Genomic DNA, 23,185 nt, shown 5'->3' with positions numbered 1-23,185 from the left:
ACGTCAGCCGGCGAGCGTCGGATAGTCGGTGTAACCGCGGTGGTCGCCGCCGAAGAACGACGACTTCTCCGGCGTGTTGTAGGGGCCGCCGGCGGCCAGCCGGGCCGGCAGGTCCGGGTTGGCCAGGAACAGCGCGCCGAACGACACCAGGTCGGTGGTGCCGTCGGCGATCAGGGCCAGGGCCTCCGGGCCGGTGATCTGCGGGTGGGTGGCCGGGTTCAGCACGAACGTGCCCGGCCAGGCGGCACGCAGGCTGCGGGTCAGCTCCCGGTCCGGGCTCTCGATCAGGTGCAGGTACGCCAGGTTCAGCGGGGCCAGACTCGCGAGCAGGGCGGCGTACAGCTGCTCGGTGTCTTCTTCGGTGATGTCGTTGTACGGGTTGGCCGGAGAGATCCGGAAACCCGTGCGGTGCCCGCCGATCGCCGCGGCCACCGCGGTCGCGACCTCGACCCCGAACCGGATCCGGCCCTCGATCGTGGCGCCCCAGCCGTCGGTGCGCCGGTTGGCGTTGGCCGACAGGAACTGGTGCACCAGGTAGCCGTTGGCGCCGTGCACCTCCACCCCGTCGAATCCGGCGGCGATCGCGTTGCGGGCAGCGGTGGCGAAGTCGGCGATCGTCGCGGTGATCTGCGCCTCGGTCAGCTCGCGCGGGGTCTCGAACTCCTTGAGCCCGTCGCCGGTCCACAGTTTGCCGGCCGGTTTGACCGCGGACGGCCCGACCGGGTGCAGGCCGTCCGGCAGCACGCTGGGATGCCCGATCCGGCCGGTGTGCATCAGCTGCGCGAAGATCACCCCGCCGGCGCCGTGGACGGCGCCGGTGACCGTGCGCCAGGCGGCGATCTGCTCCTCGGAGTGCAGGCCCGGGGTGTCGGTGTAGCCCTGGCCGGCCACCGACGGCTGGGTGCCCTCGGTGATGATCAGGCCGGCGCCGGCGCGCTGGGCGTAGTAGGTGGCGGTCAGGTCGGTCGGGGTGGCACCCGGACCGTACGCGCGACTGCGGGTCATCGGTGCCATCGCGATGCGGTTGGCCAGTTTGGTGCCGGCCAGATCGTACGATGCGAATGCGTCAGCCATGGGCTCGAACCTAACCGCCGACCTTTACACCTTTGTCACAAGATCATTCCGGGCCCCGGGCTTCGCAGGGCGCGGTGGCGGGGGCGCAGATCGTCAGGTGGCTGGGGACGACGACGCGTTTGCGGTCGCCGTCGTACTCGTAGACGATCTCGACGCTGACCACCGGTTACTCAGGCCCGGATGGAGCCGGAAGATCCAGTGCGGTTCGCAGGAAGTCGACCTCGAACTGCCATTCGGTGTTGTCGAGCATTCCCATGTGGGTGGCTCCGGGCAGCGGCAGGACGGTGTGTGGGCGGCCGGCGGCCAGCAGGGCGGCGGACAGCTTCATCGTGTGCACCGGCAGTACGTTGTCGTCGAGCAGGCCGTGGATCAGCAGCAGGGGGCGGCGCAGGTTCGGGGCGTCGTCGATCAGGGACGCCTGGGCGTACAGGCCGGGGTTCTCGGCCGGCAGGCCCAGGGTTCGTTCCTGCCAGTGGGAGCTGTAGAGCAGCTGGTCGGTGACCGGGGCCCCGGCGATCCCGGCGTGGAAGACGTCGGGGCGGCGCAGCACGGCGAGGGCCGCCAGGTAGCCGCCGGCGGACCAGCCGCGGATGCCGACCCGGCCGAGGTCCAGGTCGTAGTGTCCGGCGGCGGCGTGCAGGGCGTCGACCTGGTCCTGCAGGCGCGGCGCCGGGTGGTCGTCGCCGCGGGCGCGTTCCCAGGCGGGGCCGCGGCCGGGGGTGCCCCGGCCGTCCGCGACGATCACGGCGAAACCCTGGTCGGCGAACCACTGCGAGGCCCAGAACCGGGTCCGGGTGGCGACGACCCGCTGCGCGGCCGATCCGCCGTACGGGTCCATCAGCACCGGCAGCGGACCTGAGGTGTATCCGGTGGGCAGCAGCACCGCGGTACGCAGCTTCCGGGTGCCGAGGGTGTGCAGGTGGACGACGGGTTTCACCGGGGACACCGCGGTCGTCGCGCGCAGTTCCCGGCCGTCGACGGTGACGGTCTCGCCGGTCAGGGTGCGGGCCTCGATGACGGTGGTGCCGCCGGCCAGCCGGCCGTCGTGCACTCCGGCGCCGCTGGTCAGCTGGGTGAGACCGGCCGGCGACCAGGTCCACAGGTGCCGTTCGGTGGGGTCCTGACGGCCGGCGAACAGCACGGTGTCGCCGTCGACCGACAGCACCTGCTCCATCTGCAGGCCGGGCGGGGTCACCGGCACCCCGTCGACGGTGAGCCGCCGGGTCTCGCCCTCGTCGGAGGTCCACAGCAGATTCCCGAACGCGGTGTACGCGGGCACGCCCTCGACGATCGTGGTCCACTGCGGGTCGGTGTCCTCGCGCAGCACCGTGGTCGCCCCGGTCGCCGGGTCCACCGACAGGATCCGCATGACCGTCTGCGGCCGGTTCTGCACCACCACCAGCAGGCCGTGCGACGACCATCCGACACGGGTGACGTATTCGAACCCGGCCCGGTCCCAGTCGACGGCGACCCGGCTGCCGTCCAGGCCGAGCACGTGCAGGGTGACGTCGGCGTTCGGGGTGCCGGCCGCCGGGTACCGCAGCGCGACGGGCGGTTTCTGCGGGTGGGCGGGGTCGCTGATGTGCCACACCTGCACCGGCGCGTCGTCGACCCGGGCGGCGATCAGGGCCCGGCCGTCCGGGGCCCACCAGTACCCCTGGAACCGGTCCATCGACTCGGACGCCTCGTGTTCGGCCCGGCCCCAGCTGACCTCGGGGCCGTCCGGTTCGGCGAGCGGCCGGTCGTCCTTGCCGTCCCGGCCGATCAGCCGCAGCTCGTTCTCCCGCACGTAGGCGACGGTGTGCCCGGTCGGGTCGAGGCGGGCCTCGGACGCCGGCTGCTGCGCGCCCAGCTCGGTGACCTCGCCGCTGCCCAGGTCGGCGAGGTAGAGCCGGGTGCCGACGGTGAACACCGCCGTACGTACCGCCGCATCGGTGTGGAAAGCCCCGATCCCGGCGGACCTGTCCCGGGCCCGCTCACGTCGGGCCTTCTCCTGCTCGGACATCGGCGCGCCGCCGTCGCGCAGCGACGCCGCGGCGACCAGCAGCCGTTCCTCGCCGGAGGCCACGTCGTAGGACCACAGGTCCCCGGACGGATCCTTGCCGGTCGCGGTCCGCAGGAACACCACCCGCGAGCCGTCCGGCGCGATCACGAACTTACGGGCGAGACCCAGGGTGAAGCTCTGGGTGCGGGCGACGAGCCCGGGATACGTCGATGCCATGACTCCACTCTTCCGTAATCGACGCCAACAGGGTTAGTTTCTCGGCGGCGTCCGACCCGGCGTCCGGGTGGTAGATCACCAGCATGATGCCGTCGGTGCCGCTGACCAGTAGTTTCTCCCGGTTCAGGACCAGTTCGCCGACCTGTGGGTGCTGGAACGGAATGGTCGCGCCGGAGCGGGTGCGCACGTCGTGGCGGGCCCACAGTTTCCGGAACAGCGGGCTGGCCAGACTGAGTTCGCCGACCAGTTCGATGCAGCGCTGGTCACTGGTTGCGGTGCCGACCGAGTCCCGGAATCCGGCGACCAGCCCGGCGGCGGCCATCTCCCAGTCCGGGAACATCGCCTGCTCGGCCGGGTCGAGGAAGACGTCACGCAGCCGGTTGCCGCCCGGGACCAGCCGTGGGGACAGGGCCGCCGCGAGGGGGTTGGCGGCCAGGACGTCCAGGTAGCGGCCCTCGACGAAGGCGGGCAGCGGCAGCGTGGCCACCAGTTTGGCGGTGCTCGGCGGGACGGTCTCCCGCCGTGGGCGGCGCGGGCGCTGCTTCGGGGCGACGGCGAGACTCATCAGGTACGCCTTCGTATCGGCGTCCAGCAGCAGCACCCGGGCCAGCGCCTCCAGGACCTGCGTGGACGGGTTGCGGTCGCGGCCGCGTTCCAGGCGCAGGTAGTAGTCGGCGCTGATCCCGGCGAGCATCGCCACCTCCTCGCGGCGCAGCCCCGGCGTACGGCGCACGCCGGTCACCGGCACCCCGGCGTCGGCGGGGGTGACCAGTTCACGGCGGGCGCGCAGGAATTCGCCCAGCGGGTGTGTCATGACCGCAACGGTAGATCGCCGTGGGCCTGGCAGAGGGGGTCCTGACGGAACCCTGGCTACCACAACCGGACGGCTGGACAGTGGTCGTCATGCCACTTGTGCTCGTCACCGGCGGGAACGGTTTCATCGCCCGCCACATCATCATTCAGCTGCTCGAACGGGGATTCCGGGTGCGGTCCACCGTGCGGGGCCGTCCCGAACGCGACGACCAGGTCCGGGCCGACCTGCTCAGCGACGACGGCTGGGCCGAGGCGGCCGCGGGCTGCGACTACGTGCTGCACGTCGCCTCGCCGGTGCGTCCCGGTCACGTCGCGAACGAGGACGACGTGATCGTTCCGGCGGTCGAGGGCACCCGGCGGGTGCTGCGGGCGGCCCGGGACGCGGGCGTCGAGCGGGTGGTGCTCACGTCGGCGTTCCATGCGGCCGGATTCGGGCATCCGCACACCGGTCACACGTTCACCGAGGACGACTGGTCGGTGATGGACGGGCCGGGCATGGACGCGTACGGCCGCAGCAAGGTCCTGGCCGAGAAGGCGGCCTGGGAGTTCGACGGGGTGGATCTGACGACGCTGCTGCCGGTGGCGGTGATGGGCCCGGCGTTCGACGGCAAGGTCTCCGGCGCGAACCACATCGTGCAGCGAATTCTCGGCGGGCAGATGACGGCGTTCCCGGACATGTACGTGCCGATCGTCGACGTGCGCGATGTGGCCGCCGCTCATGTGGCCGCGCTGACCGCCCCGGCCGGGCGTTACCTGCTGGCCAACGGCCGCCCGCTGGCGATGAAGGAGATCGCGGCGGTCCTCGGTGTGCACGGGCGCAGCGTCCCGGACTTCGTGGTGAAGCTGGCCGCGCTGGTCAAGCCCGAGTTCCGGTCGGTGGCCGGGGAACTCGGGCACGTCAAGAAGATCTCCGACGCCAAGGCCCGTGCGGCGCTCGGCTGGAACCCGCGGCCTGCCGAGGAGGCGATCAGCGCCGCCGCGTCGACAATGCGACCAGGAACTGACCGCCACCCGGCTCGACCGTAGCGTCGACCGGCAGGCCCGGTACGAGCCGGGAGAACCGGTCGACCAGCCAGTCCGCGGCGTCCTGCGCGTCGTTCTTGCGCGGGCAGCGGGCCACCAGCTCGCGGCCGCCCTTGCGGTCCAGGCGTTCGGCGACGGTGATCAGCGGCGCCGGTTCGATCACGTTCAGCCGGTCCGGCCAGGCGATGACTACTTTGACCGCGCCCTTGCGGGAGTTGCAGGCGCGGTGCGCGAGCCGCTCGGTGATCTTCGCCTTGCGGTCGGCGGTCCGGGCGTCGACGCTCGGGCCACGATCGTCGTTCACCGAGGCGTCCGGGTCGACCTTCTCGTCGCACACCCAGCAGCGCCAGCCGTCGCGTTCACCCACGTCATCAAGAAGACTCACGGGGTCAACCTTACGGAGTGGAGGATTTGTGCCGACGACGCGTACCGCCATCGTCACCGGTGCCGGCAGCGGCCTGGGCCGGGAGCTGGCGCTGGGCCTCACCGGCCACCGGATCGTGGTGGCCTGAGCGATCAGGAACGGTCAGCGCTGCCGCCGCTGATTCCGCCCGCCGCGGTGGTGGCCGGCCTGATCGGCGGCGGCGCCGGCGGCGCGGTGGTCACGTTGTGAGGTGGAACCGGCTGCACCGGGTGACGTAGGGCATGGTGATCTCGTCGCCGAACCCCTGCCGGTCGAGCAGTTCGGTGACGTCGCCGAGCAGTTCGGCCCGCTCGTGCGGGGCGAGCACGATCACGTAGCTGCGGGACGCCACCATGTCCAGCAGGGCGGCCCGGGTCAGGGTGTGCCGCCAGCGGATCTCGGTGCGTTCGGCCGGCCCGAACGGCGCCCCCACCTCTGGGGTGGTGTCGATCTCCTGGCGGGTGTGCCGGTGCAGCACGTCGTCGAGCAGCGCCACCCAGGGTTCCTCGTGGTCGCGGATGTTCCACACCAGGTTGAGGGTGCCGCCGGGCCGCAGCACCCGGGCCACCTCCGGCACGGCCAGTGCCGGGTCCACCCAGTGCCAGGCCTGCGCGCACACCACGGCGTCGACGTCGCCGTCCGGGAGCGGGATCTGCTCCCCCGTACCGGCAAGGATCTCGGCGGTGACGGTGATCTCGGCCCGCATCTCGGCGGACGGCTCGACCGCGACCACGCTGAGACCGGCCGTGGTCAATAATTCGGTGAACTTCCCGGTTCCCGCCCCGAGATCCAGCACCCGCCGGGCGTGCCGCGGCACCACCCATTCCACAGCCGACAGCGGATAGGTGGGCCGCCCCCGGTGGTAGGTGCCCGCGACGCTGCCGAAGGAGCCGGCGTGCAGCGTCTTCGACCAGCGCCGGGTGGCTCCCTGCCGGGTCATGCCGCAGGCCTGCCCGATCTCGTCCCAGCTGGCAGCCTGGTTCTCCCGCAGCGCCCCGACGATCCGGGTGCGCTCGCTCTCCATCGCTCGGATGTCCCCGGTGAGCCCCCGAAGCCGTTCCAGGCCGTCTTCCCGCACGTCCTTCATGGACGCAACATATGTTGCCTTTCAAAAGATTTCAACCCAGGCTTCGGTACGCCCGGACAAGCCCTTCGCCGAGCCACCCCTCCCGTGGCATCACGCCAGGCAGGCGTCCCCTCCCACCCTCCCCGCGACCGCCGGGCCGGATGCGACCCGCACTGCCAACCCGAAGCCGAACGATGCTCGCCCGGGTCGGCGCAGCTCCCGTAGTCGACACCCACAGTGATCCTGGTCGACTGGGGGTCACCCTACGCAGATCCGGTGCGGGCGCGGCGTTCTTGTCGTACCCCTGCGGCATGATCGCGCCGTGACATGGACGCCGTTGATTCCGGATGTCGTGGGCGAGCCGATCGGCCTCACCGAGGATTCACGCACGACAAGGGCCTGGGCCGGGGAGCTGCCGCCGGCGGATCCGTCGGCCGCCGACCTGGCACAGGTGGTTTCCTTCGCCTCGGCCGCGGTCTACTCCCGGCTCCGCGGGGCGGACCGCGTCGTCCGCGGCTGGCCCGCCGGCTTCCGGCGACTCGCCGCCATGAAGGTGCACCTCGAGGCCGTCGAGAGGTGGCACGCCGACTGTGCTCCTGACGAGGCGCCGGCACGCCTGATGCCGGTGCTGATCGACGACCGGATCCGAGGGTCGCGTTCCGACCTCGCCTGGGCGCTGCGCACGGCGGACGGCTACGGGCTGTACGACGGTGCGGCCCATCTGCTTCCCGGGTTCATCGCGGCGTCGCTCAGCCCGGCCGCGGTCGCGGATTTCGAGCCGGCCCTACGGGCGGTGTTCGCCGATGTCGTCACCCAGCGCAGCACTCCGCGCCCGGTCCGGCGGCTGCTGGGCGAGCGGTACGGCACGGCGATCTGGCGGATCACCGGCCGGTTGCCGCTCGACCTGCTGCCCCGGCACGACCCGTTCGGTGCCTGCGTCCGTGACCTGCTCGGTGAGCGGCTCGACGAGCCCGGGGCCGCCGAGGTTCTCCGGCACGCCGCCTCGCTGACCACGTCGTCCCCCACGCGGGCATGGCTGCGGGCCGGCGGCGCGTTCACGCCGCGCTGGCCGGTGACCGTCGTTCTCGGCCTCTTCGCGGAGTACCGGGGCCACGTCTTCTCCACCGGCGACCAACTGCTGCGGGGCCTCGTCTGGATGCTGTCGCAGGATCCGTCCGGCGAGGCCACCACGCTGCTCGGCCGGGTCGCCGTCGCGGCCGGTCCGGCCGGTGGGCACCGTCCGGTCGCGCCGCAGACCGCGGCCGCCGCCGCCAAGGTCCTGGCGGTGGTTCCCGCCCGGACTGCGTGAAGCAAGCTACCGGGATACGGCCCCCTGCCGTTGCGGGAGCCGCCACGCCCAGTGCCAGGCCAGTTCCAGCGGGCCCCGGTCGAAGCGGCGCAACCACCAACCGGACGCCACGATCAGCAGGGCCGACACCAGGGCCCACGCTACCGGCGGCCACCACGGGCGCAGGTCGGCGAACCGGTCGGCCAGGCCGAGGCCCCAGCCGTAGCAGAGGACGGCGCAGAGCAGGTTCTGCAGGACGTAACACGACAGTGCGGTGCGCCCGACCGCCGCCAGGCGCGGGCTTCCCGTGGACCGCATCAGCAGGGCGGTCAGCGCGGCGAGCAGGCCGACCGCGACCAGCGGGGCGCACACGTACCGGTCGACGAAGAACCAGCGCGGGCCCGCGAACGCGGTGAGCAGGTTCAGCGGCAGGCCCACACCGAGTCCGAGAACGGTCAGGCGGCGGCGCAACCGGGAACCGGCGGACGTGTCGGTGAACAGGCCGGCGCGCATCAGGCGGGAGCCGCCCAGGAACAGCAGGATCGTCAGCGGGATGATCAGGATCGATTCGGAACGGAACTCCCAGAAGTGCTCGATCCGGCCGCTGACCTGATCGGCGTACGCCGCGGGATAGGCGCTCAGGCCGCTGTCGCCGTCGATGCCGGCCAGGGTCAGCAGCGTGATGAGAACCAGATGCAGCACGGCGGCCCCGGCCATCCCGACGCGGACCGCCCGGTCCGTGCGCGCCACCACCCCGGCCACCAAGAGCGAGACCAGCGCGTACGCCATCAGCACGTCCCACTCGAAGATCAGCAGGTAGTGCAGCGCCCCTTCGGCGAGCAGGAGCACGGCCCGCCACAGGTACCAGCCGGGCCAGCGTTCGCCGCGGCGCTTCGCCGACCGGTACTGCAGTTCCAGGCCGATGCCGAACAGCAGGGTGAGCAGGGCCAGGAACTTGCCGTTGCTGAGCGTACGCAGCAGGGTCTCGAAGAAACCCGGACCGTCGCTGATCAGTGACCCGGCCGGCCCACGGGGATCGGTGAAGATCCAGATGTTGGTGCCGAGGGTGCCGAGGATCGCCACCCCGCGCAGCACGTCCAGGACGGGGATCCGAGTGGAGACGGTCATGCCGGTCAGTAGACGCGGCACCGGGCGACAACGGACAGACCGAAAGGTCGGGGCGACCCCTACGAAAGTAGTGGGCACTACCGTGTGGGCATGTACCTGCTCTTCGACGTCTGGCTGGCCGTGACCGTGGCTGCCGCCGACACCGTCGTGGTGATCGGGCACTGGCACCTGGACAACCGGTACAGCACGGTGCTGCTGGTGGTGCAGGCGGTCGCCCAGCTCGGCCTGGTGGCGCGCCGCCGCGCCCCGGAGGCGGTGCTCGGTGTCCTGGCGCTGGTGGCGCTGCTGCAGTGGATCCCGGAGCTGATCGCGCCCGGCTCCATCTGGCCGGCCGACGTGGAGCCGGTGTGGGTGGTGACCCCGGTCGGCAGCGCCTTCGCCATCTACGCGACGATCGTGCACGGACGGCACCCGCGGGCCGGCTGGACGCTGATCGCCCTGGTCACGGTCCTCGCGGTCCGGCCGTGGCAGCCGCACGTCACGGTCGTCACGCTCGGTCTGACGATGACGGTGATGCCGGCGCTGTTCGGGTTGTGGTCGGCCAGCCGCCGCCGCCTGCTGCTGGCCCTCGCCGAACGGGCCGAACGCGCCGAACGCGAACGGCATCTGCTCGCCGAGCAGGCGCGCGCCGAGGAACGGTCCCGGCTGGCCCGCGAGATGCACGACGTGGTGACCCACCGGGTGACGCTGATGGTGCTGCAGGCGGGCGCGCTCGGGGTGACGTCCCCGGACGGGGCGACCCGGGCGGCCGCCGAACAACTGCGCACCGCGGGATGTCAGGCCCTGGACGAACTCCGGGACCTGGTCCGCGTCCTGCAGTCGCCGGAGGTCGTCCACCGGGAACCGGAACCGGTGGCGCTGCCGGATCTCACCGCCCTTATCGAGGAATCACGATCGGTCGGGGTGCCGGTCGACGTGGTGCGCGACGGCGACCCGGTGCAGGTGGCGCCGGTGGTCGGCCGGACCGCGTACCGGGTGGTGCAGGAGGCGCTCACCAACGTGCGCAAACACGCTCCGGGGGCGTCGGTGCTGGTCGAGGTGGGATTCGCGCCGGACCGGATCCGGTTGAGCGTGACCGACACCGGGCCGGTACAGGGCGCCGACCCGGTGCTGGCAGGGTCGGGCTCCGGCAGTGGACTGATCGGTTTACGACAGCGGGTGGAACTGGTGCAGGGTGAACTGGACACCGGGCCGCGGCCCGGCGGCGGCTTCCGGGTGGCGGCGACCCTGCCGGCGGGCCTCCGATGATCCGGGTCGTGGTGGTCGACGACGAACCGATGGTCTGCGCCCACCTCAGGACCATTCTCGGTACGGCCGCCGACATCCGCGTCGTCGGCCAGGCCCACGACGGCGCCGAAGCGGTCGAGGCGGTGATCCGGCACCGGCCCGACGTGGTGCTGCTGGACCTGCGGATGCCCGGCGTGGACGGGCTGACCGCGCTCGGCCGGATCGCCCGGCTCACCCACCGGCCGGCGGTGGTGGTGCTGACCACCTTCGACGCCGACGAGTTCGTGCTGCGAGCCTTACGTGCCGGAGCCGCCGGATTCCTGGTCAAGTCCACCCCGCCGGACGACCTGGTCGGGCTGGTGCGGGTGGCCGCCGACGGGCACACCGTGCTGTCCGCCGAAGCCACCCGGGGCCTGGTCGCCGCCGCCGGGCGCCAGGAAGCCGGCCGTGACCGGGCCCGGCTGCTGCTCGACGACCTGACACAGCGTGAGGTCGAGGTGCTGACCTGCCTCGGCGAGGGCCTGCCGAACGCCGGGATCGGCGCCCGGATCGGTGTCACCGAGGCCACCGTGAAAGGCCACGTGTCACGGCTGCTGGTGAAACTCGACTGCGCCAACCGCACTCAGGCCGGTCTGCTGGCCCGCGAAGCGGGCCTGGTCAGTTAGCCCGGTTCGCGATCATCCAGGCGACGCCGAAGTCGACCAGGGCACGCTGCGGCATCAGACGCGATTCGGCGTTGCCGACCCGGCCGACGCAGACCGGACCGCTTTTCTCGTACGCCCGGCCGATCTCGTCGAAATCGGACTCGTCGTCGACCGGGGCCGTCCACGTCAGCCAGCTGCTCGTACCGTCCGGATTGCGGACCGCCGCGCCGTGCTCCTCCATCAGCGGATCTGGCACCCGGCACTCGGCCAGGTGCAGCGACGTGTTGTTGCCGTGGTCGCAGCCGATCAGCAGCACCTTGCCGTTCGCCCGGTACACCGCACCCAGCGGCGAACCCTCACCCAGGGCCTCGGCCGGCGGATGCCCGGCGGTGACGGCCGCGGCCAGCGGCCCCAGCGCCGCGAACGACGTCTCCGGATGACTGCTGCGCACCGCACCCGGCCAGGTGCGCACGGTCTCCGCCAGGACCCCCATCCACCGGCTCGGTGTCCGCAACGGATCAAACCCGGGCGCCTGCTCCCGGATCACCGGCCACCACGACTCGGGCACCGGCGGATGCTCCCAGGTGGCCGGATCGCTGTTGTCCGGGGTGTGCGTCGGCACCACCAGCGTGCCGTCCGGCCCCAGCACCTGCAGCAGCGCCTCGACCACGGCCTGCGCCTGCCCGACGACGAACCCGACCGCCTTCAGCGCCGAATGCACCAGCACCACGTCCCCGGCGGCCAGCCCGAGCCCCCGCAGATCAGCGGCGAGCGAGGCAGTCGTGTACGGCGTCTCCTGAGTCACCGCGACAGTCTGCCCCGCCGACGGTGTCCGCCGATATCGAATTGTCTGAACACCGAATTCGGGAGAACCCGCACCGACGATCGAGACACGGGCTCCGGGACCGGACGACTGGCCGGTCCGGCGCGAGTTGCGGCCGGCGGTGGTGGAGGGGAACCGGGGCGCCCGGTCACTCTACGTTCGCGCCGGTTTCCGGGACACCGGGGTTCTCGGGGACCTGATGGTCAAGGCCCTGACGCCGCCACCTGTCGACGGCGACCAGGATCAGACCGAAGAGGAACAACAGGATCAACGTCAGTGCGCCGGTACGGTACGCCGCTCCCGCACCGACCACGGCGACGTCGACGATGCCGTACGGGTACCAGTGGGTGATCGCCCCGTAGCCGAACACGAAGATCATCCACGTCGCGGGCCAGATCATCGCCGGCAGCACGTCGGTGTACCGCCACGTGCGCCGCTGGTCCGGCAGCAGCCAGATCAGCACGGCCAGCAGCGGATCGACGTAGTGGTAGAGCACCGTCAGCAGCAGCGGCAGGCCGGTCAGGTCCAGTGACGGCGCGAACAGGATCTGGAACCCGATGCCGATGGCCGCGATACCGATCAGGGCGTCGAGACGAACGACGCGCCAGATCCGGCCGTCCCGGTGCGGCGCGATCACGGCCACCGCCGCGACGACACCGGCGAGCAGATTGCTCTGGGTGGTCAGAAAGCTGAACATCTGGATCAGCCGTGTCCCGAACGGAATCGTGACCGCCGGTGGCTGGAACAGGGCGTCGATCTGGTTGAGCGCCAGGAGCACGATCTCCAGAATCACGGCGGTCAGGACACTGATCACGAGTACCGCGTTGGCCGATCGATACAGGGACGACGTGGTGAACATGCGCGAACCGTAGGAGTTAGAGTCGACTCCAAGTCAAACGCCGGGGGTGGAACCGTGTCGTTCTCGATAGGCCAGGTGAGCGAGATGACCGGTCTCACCACACACACCTTGCGGTTCTACGAGAAGCAGGGCCTGTTCCTCGAACCGATCCCGAGGGACAGCGCGGGCCGGCGGCGCTACAGCGACACGCAGATCGACTGGATCCGTATCGGCGGCAAGCTGAGGACCGCGGGCATGCCCTTACCGGAGATCCGCCGCTACGCTGAGGCGAGCCGAGACCGCTCCACCGCCGCCGAGACCCAGCTGAAGCTCCTGCAGGACCACGAGAAACGTGTCCGCTCCCAGTTGGCCGACGTCCAACACCTGCTGGATCTCATAACCGACAAGATCACCCATCACGAGTCCCGGTAGGTGAGTCGTGTCCCCGCCCTCGAGGGACGGGGATTCCGGTGGCCCACCCGCTGCCGGTGAGTGGTGACGGTCAAGTCGCGAGCAGTCGGCTGGTCCAGGTCGTCAGGGCCGCGGTGGCGGTCCGGGACAGTGCCGCTCGGGGCATCATGCCGGTGAAGCCGTGGAATCCGCCGGGCCAGACGTGCAGTTCGGCATTGATGCCGGCCTGCCAGAGCCGGGTGGCGTAGGCCACCGTCTCGTCGCGGAACACCTCGGCGCTCGCGCAGTCGAGGTAGGTCGGTGGCATGCCGGTAAGGTCGGTGGCCCGGGCCGGCGCGGCGTAGCGGGACACGTCGTCACCGCCGCGCCGGTCGCCGAGGTAGGCGGTCCAGGCGAAGCGGGTCATGGCGCGGTCGGCGACGCCGACGCCGTCGATCTGGCGGGTCGAGAGGGTCGAGTCGCTGTCGTCGAGCATCGGGGAGATCAGGATCTGGCCGAACAGTGACGGTCCCTGCCGGTCGCGGGCCAGAAGCGCGGTGCCCGCGGCGAGTCCACCGCCGGCGCTCTGCCCGGTCAGCACGATGCGCGCGGGGTCGATGCCGAGTTCCTCGGCGTGGGCGGCGGTCCACAGCAGACCGGCGTAGCAGTCCTCGACCGGGTAGGGATCGGGATGCTCGGGCGCCAGGCGGTAGTCGACGCTGACGAGGACCACGTCGTCGTGGGAGAGCAACCATTCGTCGTAGGAGTCGAGGTTGCCCAGGTAGTGGCCGAACATCATGCCGCCGCCGTGCATGGTGTAGAAGCACGTCGCCGGGCCGGTGTGCCCGATGCGGCTGATGACGGCCAGGTTGATCGGGGCGCCCTGGTAGCCGGGAACGGTGACGGTGCGGCGGTGCAGCCCCCGGGCCTGCAGCCGCTCGTCGATAGCCTGCTCGGTGGTGTCCAGCATCCGCATGTGCGGCAGCATCTCGGTGGTCAGGGTGAAGGGGCCGCGTTCCTGCATGGCGCTGAGGAACACGTGGAGTTCGGGGTCGAACGGCGGGTGCGGCAGGACGTCAGACATGGTGGGTCTCCTTGGCGGGCGTGGTGGTGTGCGAGCGGACGAGGCCGTAGGTGACGAGCGCGGCCGCGATGACGGTGAGGGTGAGAGCCGCGATCGTCACCGCCTGCTGGAATTGCCCGGCTTGTGCGGGGCTCCAGTTCGCGGCGGTGAGGGTGCCGGTGAACAGGGCGGCCAGGATGGTGCCGGTGGCGGCGATGCCGACGCCGGTGGCGAGTTCGCTGGAGGTGTCGACGAGTGCCGCGCCGATCGAGGTGCGGTTCTCGGGCAGTCCGCGTAGCACGTTGGTGCCGGCCACCACCCCGACGACGCGCATGCCCGCGGCGACGAGCACGAGCGCGAGGAGCACCCCGGGATAGCCGAACCTGTTCAGTGCGGCGAAGACGGCGAGACCGGTGACGACCGCTGCGGCGCTGAGCCAGGCCGCCCGTTGCAGGCCGGCGCGCCGTACGAAGGGAGCCACCAGGCGGCCGCCGGCGAGCAGCACGACGACCTGCGGCAGCATGCCGGCGGCCGCCATCGCGGGGGACCAGCCCCAGGCGAACTGCAGCAGCAACGTCACCAGGTAGCCGAGGCCGGCGACGGCCAGGCCGGCGGCGGCCTTGTAGGCCAGGCCGCTCGATACCAGTGGCACTGCCAGCAGACGCAGGTCGAGCAGGGGGTGACGGGCGGTCCGCTCACGCCGGACGAAGGCTGCGGCGGCGGCGATCGCCGCGGCTGCGGTGGTCCAGGGCGCCCACGAGCCGGCGCTCTGGTCCACGAAGAGGGTCGGTGTGACCAGGGCCAGGATGATCGTCGCCGTGCCCAGCGCCGCGCCCGGCAGGTCGAGCGGGGCGACGTGCAGGCCGCTCGGCTCATCCGCGGCGACGCCGAAGCGGATCCCGGCGAACGCGAGCGCGGCGATCGGCACGTTGGCCAGCAGGAGAGCCTGCCACGGGGCGACGGCGAGCAGCAGTCCGCCAGCGGTCGGGCCGATCGCCAGGCCCACCAGCCCCGCGGTCGAGATGACGGTGATGGCCCGCACCCGCATGTCGTCGGCCCGGAACAGCCGGAAGGCCAGCGCCATCGAGCCCGGGGTGGTCATCGCCGCCGCGATTCCCATGCCTGCCCTTACCGCGATGAGCTGCCCGGCGGTCGACACGAACGCGGTCGCCAGGCTCGCGGCGCCCAGCAGGACCAGGCCGGCCAGCATGACCCGGCGCCGCCCGAACCGGTCGGCGATCGCCCCGAACAGCAGCATCAGCCCGCCGAAGACGACCGAGTACGCACCTGTCACCCACTGCAGCGCGGTCGTCGTCGCCTGCAGCTCACGGCCGATCGTGGGCAGCGCGACGTTGAGGATGGAGTTGTCGAGCATCTCGAACAGGAACACCGCGGACAGCCCGGTCAGGGCGATCCATCTGTCGCCCAGCGACTCGGATCGAGTCGTCGCGGTGGGGCTCGCCTCAGCAGTGGACATGGGCACTACGTTAACTCATTAAGTTAAGTCACACAACTACTATGCTGACCACAGCCAGAGAGGGGCCACATGCCACGCACCGACGCCCGTGGGGGACCGCAGACGCGCGCACGGATCTCGCAGATCGCCACCCGGCTGTTCCTCGAGCACGGGTTCGGCGCCGTCACCGTGGCCGACGTCGCCCGCGAGGCCGGGGTCTCCACCGTCACCGTGTTCAAGCACTTCCCGCGCAAGGAGGACCTCCTGCTGGACCGGGCCGAGGACGCCGTGCAGATGCTGCGCTCGGCGGTCCGCGACCGTCCCGCGGGAACCGATGTGCTGGACTCCCTGCAGGCCATGCTGCTACGGCTGACCGACGACCGGCACGGGCTGTCGGGCACCGCCGCCGAGTCCGCCCCGTTCTTCCGCACCGTGGCAGGCTCCGCCCCCCTCATCGCGCGGGCCCGGGAAATCGCCGCCGACCTGCAGCACCAACTGGCCGACGAACTCGAACGGGATCCCGGCTTCGACGGCGACAGCACACTGCTCGCCGCGTTCTTCATATCCGGCTACACCACCGTGCTGACCGACAACGCACGCCGCCTCATCGCCGGCGAACCCTCCACCGAGGTGGTCCGGAACCATCGACAGCGCCTGGAACAACTCATCCGCCTGCTGCGGGGTGGAGTCGGTGAAACCGCAGCCGTCTAGGGGGCGGCGGGGAACCAGCGGTCGCCGACGATCCAGGTGAGCAGCTGCAACGCCAGCGGGATCGTCACCGACAGCACCAGTCCGGTCAGCAGGCCCAGAGGCCAGCGGTCACGGGGTGTGCCGGGATCAGGCGGTGGACGGTCGGTCCACGGGCGTTCCCGCAGGGTCCAGAAGATGACGCCCAGGCCGTACGGGGTCAGGAAGTTCAGCCAGAACCAGTACCACCTGGTGCCGAGCGCCGGAGCCGGCCCGGCCACCAGCACGGCCAGGAACAGCAGGTACACGACCGCTCCGATGGTGCCGAGGAGATTGCCGAACACGAAGATGTCGGTGTCCCGCCGCTCCCCCAGCCCGGCGTCCTGGATCTCACGCGACAGCGCGGTCGTCCCCGCACCGGAGTAGAGCTGGACGTCCTCGTCGCTCATCGGTGCCATGTCCGGGTTCGCGCTGTCGGCGTCGACCCAGTGCACCCGCCCGTCCCCGGTACGCCAGCTGAACAGCGGGCCGATCCGGTTCGACGAGTACAGCGTGTCGTTGCCGAACCACCTCCGGGCGTCACTGTCCCAGCGCTCACCCCACCGGAAGGCGACCACGTCACGTGCGGCGATGTCCGCGCGCGCCTGCTCGTAGGTGGCCGGCCGTGGCGCGACCCACCAGTTCACCGCCACCGCCACCAGCCAGCCGCCGATCATCAGGATCCGGAGGCCGGCCCACCACCACCGCTGCCACGACCCGGTCACCCGCAATGATCCCCCCATGCCGCGGACGCTACCGACCGGCCGCCACCACTGTGACCCGGAAACCCGAAACGGCCACTTCCCGCGCGTACGCCGCCGCAGGAAAATGCCTCCATGGTGGATGCCGATGTCGCGCTGTTGCGGAACCCCCGGGCCCATCGGCGGGCCATCGGTGCGGCCGCCGGCGTGCACACGCTGGTTGTCGTCGGGTTGCTGGTGAACGCGTACCTGGTGCCGTGGGAGACCGCGTCGTGTGACGGGGCGCTCGACTTCTGTGTCTCCACCCGGGACGAGATGTGGTTCCTGCTGGTCCTGAGCGTGCCGGTTCTGGTCATCTCGTTCGTCGTGGCGCTGGCGATGGTCCCCCAGTTGGCCCGGCGGTTCTCCTCGCCGTGGACGATCGGCGCGGTGTCGGGACTTGTCGGGTTGGTGGTCGCGGTGGTTGTCATCCTGTTCCTGATCGGAAGCCGTGTGTTCTGACGTGCCGTGTCGAGTCGTGTCCTGTTCAGCCCCGCACGCCCTCTGGAGCATCCTAGGAGGCTAGCCCTATACGGTGGGCGGTGTGAATCGGCGGAGGCGGAAGAAGATTCAGCGGCGGCTCGTGGCCGCGGCCGGGTGGGGAACGCCGCGGGACGTCGCGGCACTGTTGCGGCGCGGCGCCGACCCGGACCTGCCCGATCAGGACGGGACCACTCCCCTGTACCGGGCGAGTGTGCAAGGGCGGTCGTTCAACGTACAAACGCTGCTCGAGGCCGGTGCCGACGCCAACCGGGAGAGCGGCGACTTCGATGAGGGGCTGCCTCTCTGCGCCGCGGTCTGCCATGGGCACGACGAGGTCGCGGCGTTGCTGATCGCGGCGGGCGCCGACCCGGAGTTGCGGGAGGACGGCGGCACCGGCCTCAGCGCGTCCGGCTGGGCCGCGAAACTCCAGACGGAGCGCCACGACGACGATCAGCGCCCCGGTGCCGAACGTCGTCGTGGCGCTGATCACTGACGGACGGATCCGACGTCGGCAACTCGGCGGGCGCCGGGCCGCGATCTTCTCCAGCACCGCCTCCACGCTGCGGGGACGCCCGGCCGGTCATGGACGCCGGACGATGCTGCTCACGGACGTCGCGCGATGCTGATCACGGTGCCGTCCGGGTCGGCGAGAACCCTTGCTGGGCCGCCGAGAACACCACCCGGCTCGGTGGCTCCCAGGGACAGCAGGTGGGCGATTTCTGTCTCGGAGGCGGTCAGTTCGAAGTGGAAACGGCCGTTGTTCGGGTTCAGCGGCGGGCCACCCCAGGTGATCTTCGGGCCACCGGACGGGGACTGGATCGCGGTCTCCTCGTCCTGGTCCCAGACCAGCGGCCAGCCCAGCGCCCGGCTCCAGAAGTAGCCGACCTCCCGGGTTCCGTCACAGCACAGCGCTCCCACGAACCCGCAGCCGGCGAGGAAACGGTTGCCCGGGGCGATGACGTCGAACTCGTTGCCCTCCGGGTCGGCGAGGACCACGTGGTCGGCGTCCGGGCCCTGACCGATGTCCAGGTGCCGGGCTCCCAGGCTCAGCGCCCTGTCCACGGTGGCGCGCTGATCGTCCAGGGAACTGCTGGTCAGATCGAAGTGCGCGACGTTCGGCCCGGTCTTCGGCACCCGGGCGGGCCGGAACCGCACCGCGAACCCGGGATCGGCCCCGGCCAGCATCGCCGCCCAGAACGCCTCCTGGCGCGCGGGATCCTCGGCATCGAAACAGACAGCGGTCAGTACGGCAGCCATCCGCTGAACCTAGACTCAGAACCGGGTGGCGGCGAGCCATTTCGCCAGCAGCGCCGCGTCCCCGTGGACGACGGCGGGTGGTCGGCGACGGTTCAGGATCAACAGAAGGTCCCGAGGCGAAGCCTGCACTTCCACGTCGGCGGGGCCGGTGCCGGGGCGCCAGGACACGCCGTCGGGCGTGAGGGTGACGTGCCAGCCGTGGGCGCCGGTGGTGAACTGCAGGGTCTCACCGGTACCGTGCACGGCGAACCGGGGCTGGGCGTAACACAGCAGGATGTCGGCGACACCGTCGAGTGCCAGATCCTCGTCCAGATCGCCGCCGGGATCGGCGTCGAACCGGTGGACGATCAGGTCGTGCAGCATCCGCCGCAGCCAGAAACCGACGGTCGGATGCTCGGGGATCCACGTCCACACCCGCGTGGCGAAGCCCTGCTCCCGCACCGCACCGATCAGGCCGGCGGCGCCGGAGACCAGCCAGGCGGTCCATTCCCGAGGATCTTCGGGGGCATCGATCAGCTCGTACGGGCCGGGAGCGCCCGCCCGGGCCGACACCACCGCGGCGGACAGGCGATGGCCGGTGCCGACGTGGGTGACCAGGTCACGCACCGTCCAATCGGGGCAGGTGGGCACCGCTTCCCCGGGGTCACGCCCGCTCACGGCGGCGGCGAAACGCGCGGCCTCGGACTCCATGGCGGACAGATAACGGTCAGGTGTGAGCCAGTCCACAAGCCTGACGCTAGACCTCGGCTCGGCCAGGGAACGGATGCCGGATCTGGTCGGACACCGAGGCGGCGACCCGCCGGACCCCGGGCGGCGATCAGGCGGAGCCGGACCGATCGGTCCGTCACCGGGTCGTGAGTGTGAAGGTGACCGTGGCCGCGCCCTGGCTTCCGCTGATGTCGATACCGGACCGCGCGGTGTTTCTCGTGGTGGAGGGACCGCTACCGTGGGCCGATGACCGGTCTCGTCCCCTTTGGAATTCGGCTCGCCCGGCTGCTGGAGCTGCGGGGCCTGCCCTCGCTCGACCCGGAGACGACGGTGGACGACACGCTGCTGCGGCGGCTCGGACCGGAACTGGGGCTGCACACCGCGGATCTGTTCCTGTTCGCAGGACTGGAGGTGCCGGAGGATCTGGCTCCGGCTCAGCTCGAGCACCGGTTACGGGTCAAGAGGCTTCTCTGGAGCGCCGGCCGCCTGGATCCGGCGGCGTTCGCCCGGGTCCGCGGGTTCGTCCGGGAGCTGCCGGCGCGGCCGGTGCGACGGGACCGGCCGTTCCCGGACGACGGTGACGACGCCACACCGGGGGTGGTGCTGCGGCGACTGCTGGCCAACCGCAACATCCGGATGGACAGCCAGGTCCTGATGGTTCTCGGCGGCGGCCCGTACGTGTCGACGTCGACGTACTGGATGGCGACGGCGGGCCGGATACCGCTCGCCGACCGGTTCGTGAACCCGATCGCGCGGCTGATCGGCATCTCGGTCGGCGAGCTGGCGGCGCTGCTCGGCATCGAGGCCGCCGAGATCCCGTGGGGCCAGCCGCACCCGCTGCTGCCCGAGCTGGTCGACCTGGCGTGGGCGCTACGCCGGCTCGACGACGAGCAGGTTCTGGCCACGCGGGAGTTCATTGAGGTATGTTCGGCGCCGTAAGAGCGAGTTGATGTTCCAGTCCGACCTGTCTGGCAGCTCGCGGTGATCACCACCGCTGGGGTTCTGCTTTGTTCACAGGTCGGATTTTGTCGTCTCCGGGGGTCGCCCGGTTCTTTCTGTCCGCCGCGGTCGCCCGGCTCGGGGTGGCGATGAGCGGGCTCGCCGTGATGTGGGCGGTGTATGGGGTGTCCGGGTCGTTCGGGCTCGCTGGGACGGCGGCCGGGATGTTCGCGGCCGCCGAGGCGATCGCCGGGCCGCAGATCGCCCGCCTCGTCGACCGGCACGGCCAGCGGCGGGTCGTCCCGTTCACCGCCGGAGTCTTCGCGGTGGCGGCATCGCTGCTGGTGGTGGCATGTGCCCGGTCGGCGGCGGCCGGCATCCTGCTGCCGCTGGCCGCGCTGGTAGGGACGACGGTGCCGCCGATCGGGGCGCTGTCCGCGGCGCGGTGGCGGCGGGTCGCCGGCCCGGACGAGCGGGTACTGACGGCGGGGATGTCACTGGACGGCGCGGCGAACGATACGGCCTTCCTGGTGGGTCCGGTTCTGGTCACCGGCTTGAGCGCGGTGTTCCTACCGTGGGCCGGTCTGGGGCTGGCCGTCGCCCTTGTCGTTTCCGGTCTGGCGGTGCTGCTGACCGCAACCGGGACAGAACCTGAGGCAGGGCCGGCAACGGCGCCCGGGATCACGTCGGAGGTGGGGACGGCCGGCGTGGCTGGGACCGGACCGGCCGGCCTGGCCGGGCTGATCATGGATCGGCGGCTGATCGAGCGGCGGTTCCTCGGCCTGTTCGCGGCCAACCTGGCGCTCGGGTTGTTCTTCGGCGGGATCGGGGTGGCGATCGCCGGGTTCGCGGTCGCACATGGTTCCGGGGCGCTGACCGGCGCGATCACCGGGGTGGCCGGGGCGGTCAGCCTGGTCGCGGGCCTGGTCTACGGCAATCTCGCCAAGGGCAACCGGCCGGAGAACGGCCCCACGGAAAGCGGCCCCGCGGAAGGAAAGCCGACAAGAAGCGACCTGGTGGAAGGCGGCCCGAGGGAAAGCGGCCTGGCGGAGGGACGCCTCACGAACGGCGACCTCACGAACGGCGACCTTGCGAGAAGTGGGCCGGGAACCGTGATGGCGGTCGCGAGCCTGGTCCTCACGGTTGGTTGCGCGCTGCTGGCGCTGACGCCGTCGGTGCCGGTGATGTTCGCCGGGTATGCGGTGGTCGGTGGAGTGGTCGCGCTGGTGGTGATCCCCGGCGCGGTTCTGGTACAGCAGGTGACCGCCCGTGAGGTCGCTACCCAGGCGTGGACATGGATCAATTCGGCCAGTGCGCTCGGGATCGCGACCGCGGCGCCGCTGATCGGTATCGTCGTGCAGCGGAACGGCTGGTCGTCTGGATTCCTGGTCCTGTCCGGTCTGACCGCCGCGCTGCCGCTGAGCCTGCTGTTCCTGCACAACGTTCGGAAAGGAACAAACCGCGGCGCTCGGAAAGAAGCCGACCACGACAGCCGGAAGGGGGCCGCCGGTGTCCGCCGATGAAGTCCGCGAAGAGAACGCCGAGAGCCGCGAGGGCAACAGGGTTCGCGAAGACAACGGGACTCGCGAGGAGGATGCGGTGCACGGAAGGGAGGAGGTCCGGGAGCGGATCCGGCGGGACGGGTTCTACACCGAGACGGAAGCGGCCTTCCAGAACCCGAACCGGCGGGCCGAGCTGATCTTCGACTACAACAACACCCGGCCCGGCGACACCGAACGTAAGCGTGAGCTGCTGGAACGGATCCTGGGATCGGTCGGGGAACGGACGGTGCTGCTGTCGCCGTTTCATGCCGGATTCGGCAGCAACGTGCACATCGGTGACGACTTCTTCGGCAACGTCAACCTGACGTTCGTCGACGATGTGGAGATCCGGATCGGTCACGGGGTGATGATTGCGCCCGGGGTCACGCTGACCACCACCGGACATCCGATCCATCCGGCGCTGCGGGAGGACTTCCGCCGGTTCTCGAAACCGATCTCCATCGGGGACCGGGTGTGGATCGGCAGCAACGTGGTGGTGCTACCGGGCGTGACCATCGGCCACGGCGCGGTGATCGGCGCGGGCAGCGTGGTCAGCCGGGACATCCCACCGATGACCGTCGCGGTCGGCACACCCTGCCGGGTGGTCCGCCCGATCACCGACGCCGATCTGCCCACCCCGCGGCCGGTGGAAGGCGATCTGCCTACCGCGGAACCGGCGGATGGTGGTCTGCCCAGCCCGGGGCCAGCGGCAGGTGGCCGTTGAGCCGGGCGCGGCGGGCTCCGGTGATCCAGCTGTGCAGGACGAGGGCGGTTTCTTCGATCGTACGACCGGTGGTGTCGATGGTGGGGACCGCCCATCGGGGGTCGGAGCCGGACCAGGCGGACCACCGGGACCAGCGCATGTCCTCGCCACCCGCGGCGGTGATCGCTTCCGGTCGGTGCTGTGGGTCTGCGGCATGTCCTCGGAGCCACTGTGCCCAGCCGAGGAACGCCTCCTTCGTCCGGTCGTCCCATTTTTCCGGGTCGCGTTCCTCGAGCCGGCGCAGCCGCACCGGGTCGGCGACGTCGATCAGACAGGCGGCGATCCCGTCGAGGGCGGTGGCCGACGGGCAGGCCAGCACCTCCCCCAGCGGCGACTGGCCGGTCAGCAGCACGTCGACGCCGGCTGCCTGGTACTCCAGCGCCCGCCGGATCCACGCCTCGGTGGCCCGGTGCCGCCACCCCGCGCCGGCACCGGGCGGCACCCCGATCTCGTCGAAGTCGTGCACCACCAGGCCGTCACCCGTGCCTGCTGCCAGGGCTTCGACGGCTCGGGCCGCGGCTGTCTTGCCGGAGCAGCTGGACCCCACGACGGTAAATAACATCGAGACAGG

25 protein-coding genes are annotated in these 23,185 nt (G+C 71.1%); 11 read left to right on the top strand and 14 right to left on the bottom strand.

The window, feature by feature from the left end; genetic code table 11:
• Window positions 1-3 precede the first annotated feature (3 nt).
• The 3 genes from Aco03nite_RS43900 to Aco03nite_RS43890 all read right to left on the bottom strand — a co-directional run bounded on the left by Aco03nite_RS43900 (window position 4) and on the right by Aco03nite_RS43890 (window position 4,109).
• Window positions 4-1,074, bottom strand: a complete 1,071-nt coding sequence (locus Aco03nite_RS43900) for an alkene reductase (RefSeq protein WP_203807454.1) — start codon at window positions 1,072-1,074, stop codon at window positions 4-6.
• 166 nt (window positions 1,075-1,240) lie between these two features.
• Entirely contained in the window at window positions 1,241-3,295 is a 2,055-nt protein-coding gene (locus Aco03nite_RS43895; RefSeq protein ID WP_203807453.1) for a S9 family peptidase, read from the bottom strand.
• Entirely contained in the window at window positions 3,231-4,109 is an 879-nt protein-coding gene (locus Aco03nite_RS43890) for a helix-turn-helix domain-containing protein (RefSeq protein WP_203807451.1), read from the bottom strand. Before Aco03nite_RS43890 ends, Aco03nite_RS43895 begins: the two co-directional genes overlap by 65 nt.
• 89 nt (window positions 4,110-4,198) lie before the next feature.
• On the opposite strand from Aco03nite_RS43890, the gene Aco03nite_RS43885 reads away from it, so the two are divergent.
• Complete coding sequence (locus Aco03nite_RS43885) at window positions 4,199-5,134, top strand: NAD-dependent epimerase/dehydratase family protein (RefSeq protein WP_203807449.1); 936 nt, start codon at window positions 4,199-4,201, stop codon at window positions 5,132-5,134.
• Here the strand turns inward: Aco03nite_RS43885 and Aco03nite_RS43880 are convergent.
• Both Aco03nite_RS43880 and Aco03nite_RS43875 read right to left on the bottom strand, forming a co-directional pair.
• Window positions 5,076-5,516, bottom strand: coding sequence for a hypothetical protein (locus Aco03nite_RS43880; RefSeq protein WP_203807447.1), 441 nt, complete (start codon window positions 5,514-5,516; stop codon window positions 5,076-5,078). The genes Aco03nite_RS43885 and Aco03nite_RS43880 overlap by 59 nt on opposite strands.
• 217 nt (window positions 5,517-5,733) lie before the next feature.
• Complete coding sequence (locus Aco03nite_RS43875; RefSeq protein ID WP_239145933.1) at window positions 5,734-6,621, bottom strand: class I SAM-dependent methyltransferase; 888 nt, start codon at window positions 6,619-6,621, stop codon at window positions 5,734-5,736.
• 301 nt (window positions 6,622-6,922) lie between these two features.
• Between Aco03nite_RS43875 and Aco03nite_RS43870 the strand changes: the two genes are divergently transcribed.
• A complete protein-coding gene (locus Aco03nite_RS43870) occupies window positions 6,923-7,909 on the top strand; it encodes a hypothetical protein (RefSeq protein WP_203807445.1) in 987 nt (328 codons plus the stop codon).
• Window positions 7,910-7,915: 6 nt separating this feature from the next.
• Here the strand turns inward: Aco03nite_RS43870 and Aco03nite_RS43865 are convergent, their stop codons facing one another.
• Entirely contained in the window at window positions 7,916-9,016 is a 1,101-nt protein-coding gene (locus Aco03nite_RS43865) for a DUF418 domain-containing protein (RefSeq protein WP_203807444.1), read from the bottom strand.
• Window positions 9,017-9,106: 90 nt separating this feature from the next.
• On the opposite strand from Aco03nite_RS43865, the gene Aco03nite_RS43860 reads away from it, so the two are divergent.
• Complete coding sequence (locus Aco03nite_RS43860; RefSeq protein WP_203807442.1) at window positions 9,107-10,264, top strand: sensor histidine kinase; 1,158 nt, start codon at window positions 9,107-9,109, stop codon at window positions 10,262-10,264.
• An 8-nt stretch (window positions 10,265-10,272) separates the two neighbouring features.
• Window positions 10,273-10,908 (top strand): response regulator, encoded by a 636-nt coding sequence (locus Aco03nite_RS43855; RefSeq protein WP_239145932.1) that lies wholly within the window; start codon window positions 10,273-10,275, stop codon window positions 10,906-10,908.
• On the opposite strand, the gene Aco03nite_RS43850 is transcribed toward Aco03nite_RS43855, so the two are convergent.
• Together Aco03nite_RS43850 and Aco03nite_RS43845 are read right to left on the bottom strand one after the other, a co-directional pair.
• Complete coding sequence (locus tag Aco03nite_RS43850; RefSeq protein ID WP_203807437.1) at window positions 10,901-11,692, bottom strand: AAC(3) family N-acetyltransferase; 792 nt, start codon at window positions 11,690-11,692, stop codon at window positions 10,901-10,903. The genes Aco03nite_RS43855 and Aco03nite_RS43850 overlap by 8 nt on opposite strands.
• A 166-nt stretch (window positions 11,693-11,858) precedes the next feature.
• On the bottom strand, window positions 11,859-12,569 hold the full coding sequence (locus tag Aco03nite_RS43845) for a Pr6Pr family membrane protein (protein ID WP_203807435.1): 711 nt from the start codon (window positions 12,567-12,569) through the stop codon (window positions 11,859-11,861).
• A 54-nt stretch (window positions 12,570-12,623) separates the two neighbouring features.
• Between Aco03nite_RS43845 and Aco03nite_RS43840 the strand changes: the two genes are divergently transcribed.
• Window positions 12,624-12,980, top strand: a complete 357-nt coding sequence (locus Aco03nite_RS43840) for a MerR family transcriptional regulator (RefSeq protein ID WP_203807433.1) — start codon at window positions 12,624-12,626, stop codon at window positions 12,978-12,980.
• 70 nt (window positions 12,981-13,050) lie between these two features.
• Here Aco03nite_RS43840 and Aco03nite_RS43835 read toward each other — a convergent pair whose 3' ends face one another.
• Together Aco03nite_RS43835 and Aco03nite_RS43830 are read right to left on the bottom strand one after the other, a co-directional pair.
• Window positions 13,051-14,022 (bottom strand): alpha/beta hydrolase, encoded by a 972-nt coding sequence (locus tag Aco03nite_RS43835; protein ID WP_203807432.1) that lies wholly within the window; start codon window positions 14,020-14,022, stop codon window positions 13,051-13,053.
• Entirely contained in the window at window positions 14,015-15,478 is a 1,464-nt protein-coding gene (locus tag Aco03nite_RS43830) for an MFS transporter (RefSeq protein ID WP_203807430.1), read from the bottom strand. The genes Aco03nite_RS43835 and Aco03nite_RS43830 overlap by 8 nt, the downstream gene beginning before the upstream one ends.
• 69 nt (window positions 15,479-15,547) lie before the next feature.
• Between Aco03nite_RS43830 and Aco03nite_RS43825 the strand changes: the two genes are divergently transcribed.
• A complete protein-coding gene (locus Aco03nite_RS43825; protein WP_203807428.1) occupies window positions 15,548-16,168 on the top strand; it encodes a TetR/AcrR family transcriptional regulator in 621 nt (206 codons plus the stop codon).
• On the opposite strand, the gene Aco03nite_RS43820 is transcribed toward Aco03nite_RS43825, so the two are convergent.
• Entirely contained in the window at window positions 16,165-16,926 is a 762-nt protein-coding gene (locus Aco03nite_RS43820) for a hypothetical protein (protein WP_203807426.1), read from the bottom strand. The two genes, Aco03nite_RS43825 and Aco03nite_RS43820, sit on opposite strands and share 4 nt — an antisense overlap.
• Before the next feature lie 93 nt (window positions 16,927-17,019).
• Here Aco03nite_RS43820 and Aco03nite_RS43815 point away from each other — a divergent pair, with 93 nt between their 5' ends.
• Both Aco03nite_RS43815 and Aco03nite_RS43810 read left to right on the top strand, forming a co-directional pair.
• Window positions 17,020-17,385, top strand: a complete 366-nt coding sequence (locus Aco03nite_RS43815; protein WP_203807424.1) for a hypothetical protein — start codon at window positions 17,020-17,022, stop codon at window positions 17,383-17,385.
• Between the two features lie 82 nt (window positions 17,386-17,467).
• On the top strand, window positions 17,468-17,899 hold the full coding sequence (locus Aco03nite_RS43810; protein WP_203807422.1) for an ankyrin repeat domain-containing protein: 432 nt from the start codon (window positions 17,468-17,470) through the stop codon (window positions 17,897-17,899).
• A 110-nt stretch (window positions 17,900-18,009) separates the two neighbouring features.
• Here Aco03nite_RS43810 and Aco03nite_RS43805 read toward each other — a convergent pair whose 3' ends face one another.
• On the bottom strand, window positions 18,010-18,663 hold the full coding sequence (locus Aco03nite_RS43805; RefSeq protein ID WP_203807420.1) for a VOC family protein: 654 nt from the start codon (window positions 18,661-18,663) through the stop codon (window positions 18,010-18,012).
• Window positions 18,664-18,678: 15 nt separating this feature from the next.
• The gene (locus Aco03nite_RS43800) at window positions 18,679-19,389 is read right to left on the bottom strand and encodes a maleylpyruvate isomerase family mycothiol-dependent enzyme (RefSeq protein WP_203807418.1); all 711 of its coding nucleotides are present in this window, start codon (window positions 19,387-19,389) and stop codon (window positions 18,679-18,681) included.
• Window positions 19,390-19,617: 228 nt separating this feature from the next.
• Here Aco03nite_RS43800 and Aco03nite_RS43795 point away from each other — a divergent pair, with 228 nt between their 5' ends.
• From Aco03nite_RS43795 to Aco03nite_RS43785, 3 genes are all read left to right on the top strand, one after another.
• Window positions 19,618-20,310 carry a hypothetical protein gene (locus Aco03nite_RS43795; RefSeq protein ID WP_203807416.1) on the top strand — a complete coding sequence of 231 codons (693 nt, stop codon included), beginning with the start codon at window positions 19,618-19,620 and terminating at the stop codon, window positions 20,308-20,310.
• 86 nt (window positions 20,311-20,396) lie between these two features.
• Window positions 20,397-21,833, top strand: coding sequence for an MFS transporter (locus Aco03nite_RS43790; protein WP_203807414.1), 1,437 nt, complete (start codon window positions 20,397-20,399; stop codon window positions 21,831-21,833).
• Window positions 21,820-22,575 (top strand): sugar O-acetyltransferase, encoded by a 756-nt coding sequence (locus Aco03nite_RS43785; RefSeq protein WP_239145931.1) that lies wholly within the window; start codon window positions 21,820-21,822, stop codon window positions 22,573-22,575. Before Aco03nite_RS43790 ends, Aco03nite_RS43785 begins: the two co-directional genes overlap by 14 nt.
• Here Aco03nite_RS43785 and Aco03nite_RS43780 read toward each other — a convergent pair.
• A complete protein-coding gene (locus Aco03nite_RS43780) occupies window positions 22,514-23,176 on the bottom strand; it encodes a hypothetical protein (RefSeq protein ID WP_203807412.1) in 663 nt (220 codons plus the stop codon). The two genes, Aco03nite_RS43785 and Aco03nite_RS43780, sit on opposite strands and share 62 nt — an antisense overlap.
• Window positions 23,177-23,185: the final 9 nt, after the last annotated feature.

Source organism: Actinoplanes couchii (assembly GCF_016862075.1).
Classification (GTDB): Bacteria; Actinomycetota; Actinomycetes; order Mycobacteriales; family Micromonosporaceae; genus Actinoplanes; species Actinoplanes couchii.
This window is presented reverse-complemented; position numbering and strand designations above follow the sequence as displayed.

Excerpts from the sequence above, each read along its gene's own strand:
- Aco03nite_RS43900 (WP_203807454.1), bottom strand. The coding sequence starts at position 1,074 with ATGGCTGACGCATTCGCATCGTACGATCTGGCCGGCACCAAACTGGCC.
- Aco03nite_RS43895 (WP_203807453.1), bottom strand. The coding sequence starts at position 3,295 with ATGGCATCGACGTATCCCGGGCTCGTCGCCCGCACCCAGAGCTTCACC.
- Aco03nite_RS43890 (WP_203807451.1), bottom strand. The coding sequence starts at position 4,109 with ATGACACACCCGCTGGGCGAATTCCTGCGCGCCCGCCGTGAACTGGTC.
- Aco03nite_RS43885 (WP_203807449.1), top strand. The coding sequence starts at position 4,199 with ATGCCACTTGTGCTCGTCACCGGCGGGAACGGTTTCATCGCCCGCCAC.
- Aco03nite_RS43875 (WP_239145933.1), bottom strand. The coding sequence starts at position 6,621 with ATGAAGGACGTGCGGGAAGACGGCCTGGAACGGCTTCGGGGGCTCACC.
- Aco03nite_RS43865 (WP_203807444.1), bottom strand. The coding sequence starts at position 9,016 with ATGACCGTCTCCACTCGGATCCCCGTCCTGGACGTGCTGCGCGGGGTG.
- Aco03nite_RS43860 (WP_203807442.1), top strand. The coding sequence starts at position 9,107 with ATGTACCTGCTCTTCGACGTCTGGCTGGCCGTGACCGTGGCTGCCGCC.
- Aco03nite_RS43845 (WP_203807435.1), bottom strand. The coding sequence starts at position 12,569 with ATGTTCACCACGTCGTCCCTGTATCGATCGGCCAACGCGGTACTCGTG.
- Aco03nite_RS43835 (WP_203807432.1), bottom strand. The coding sequence starts at position 14,022 with ATGTCTGACGTCCTGCCGCACCCGCCGTTCGACCCCGAACTCCACGTG.
- Aco03nite_RS43830 (WP_203807430.1), bottom strand. The coding sequence starts at position 15,478 with ATGTCCACTGCTGAGGCGAGCCCCACCGCGACGACTCGATCCGAGTCG.
- Aco03nite_RS43825 (WP_203807428.1), top strand. The coding sequence starts at position 15,548 with ATGCCACGCACCGACGCCCGTGGGGGACCGCAGACGCGCGCACGGATC.
- Aco03nite_RS43820 (WP_203807426.1), bottom strand. The coding sequence starts at position 16,926 with ATGGGGGGATCATTGCGGGTGACCGGGTCGTGGCAGCGGTGGTGGTGG.
- Aco03nite_RS43815 (WP_203807424.1), top strand. The coding sequence starts at position 17,020 with ATGGTGGATGCCGATGTCGCGCTGTTGCGGAACCCCCGGGCCCATCGG.
- Aco03nite_RS43805 (WP_203807420.1), bottom strand. The coding sequence starts at position 18,663 with ATGGCTGCCGTACTGACCGCTGTCTGTTTCGATGCCGAGGATCCCGCG.
- Aco03nite_RS43795 (WP_203807416.1), top strand. The coding sequence starts at position 19,618 with ATGACCGGTCTCGTCCCCTTTGGAATTCGGCTCGCCCGGCTGCTGGAG.
- Aco03nite_RS43780 (WP_203807412.1), bottom strand. The coding sequence starts at position 23,176 with ATGTTATTTACCGTCGTGGGGTCCAGCTGCTCCGGCAAGACAGCCGCG.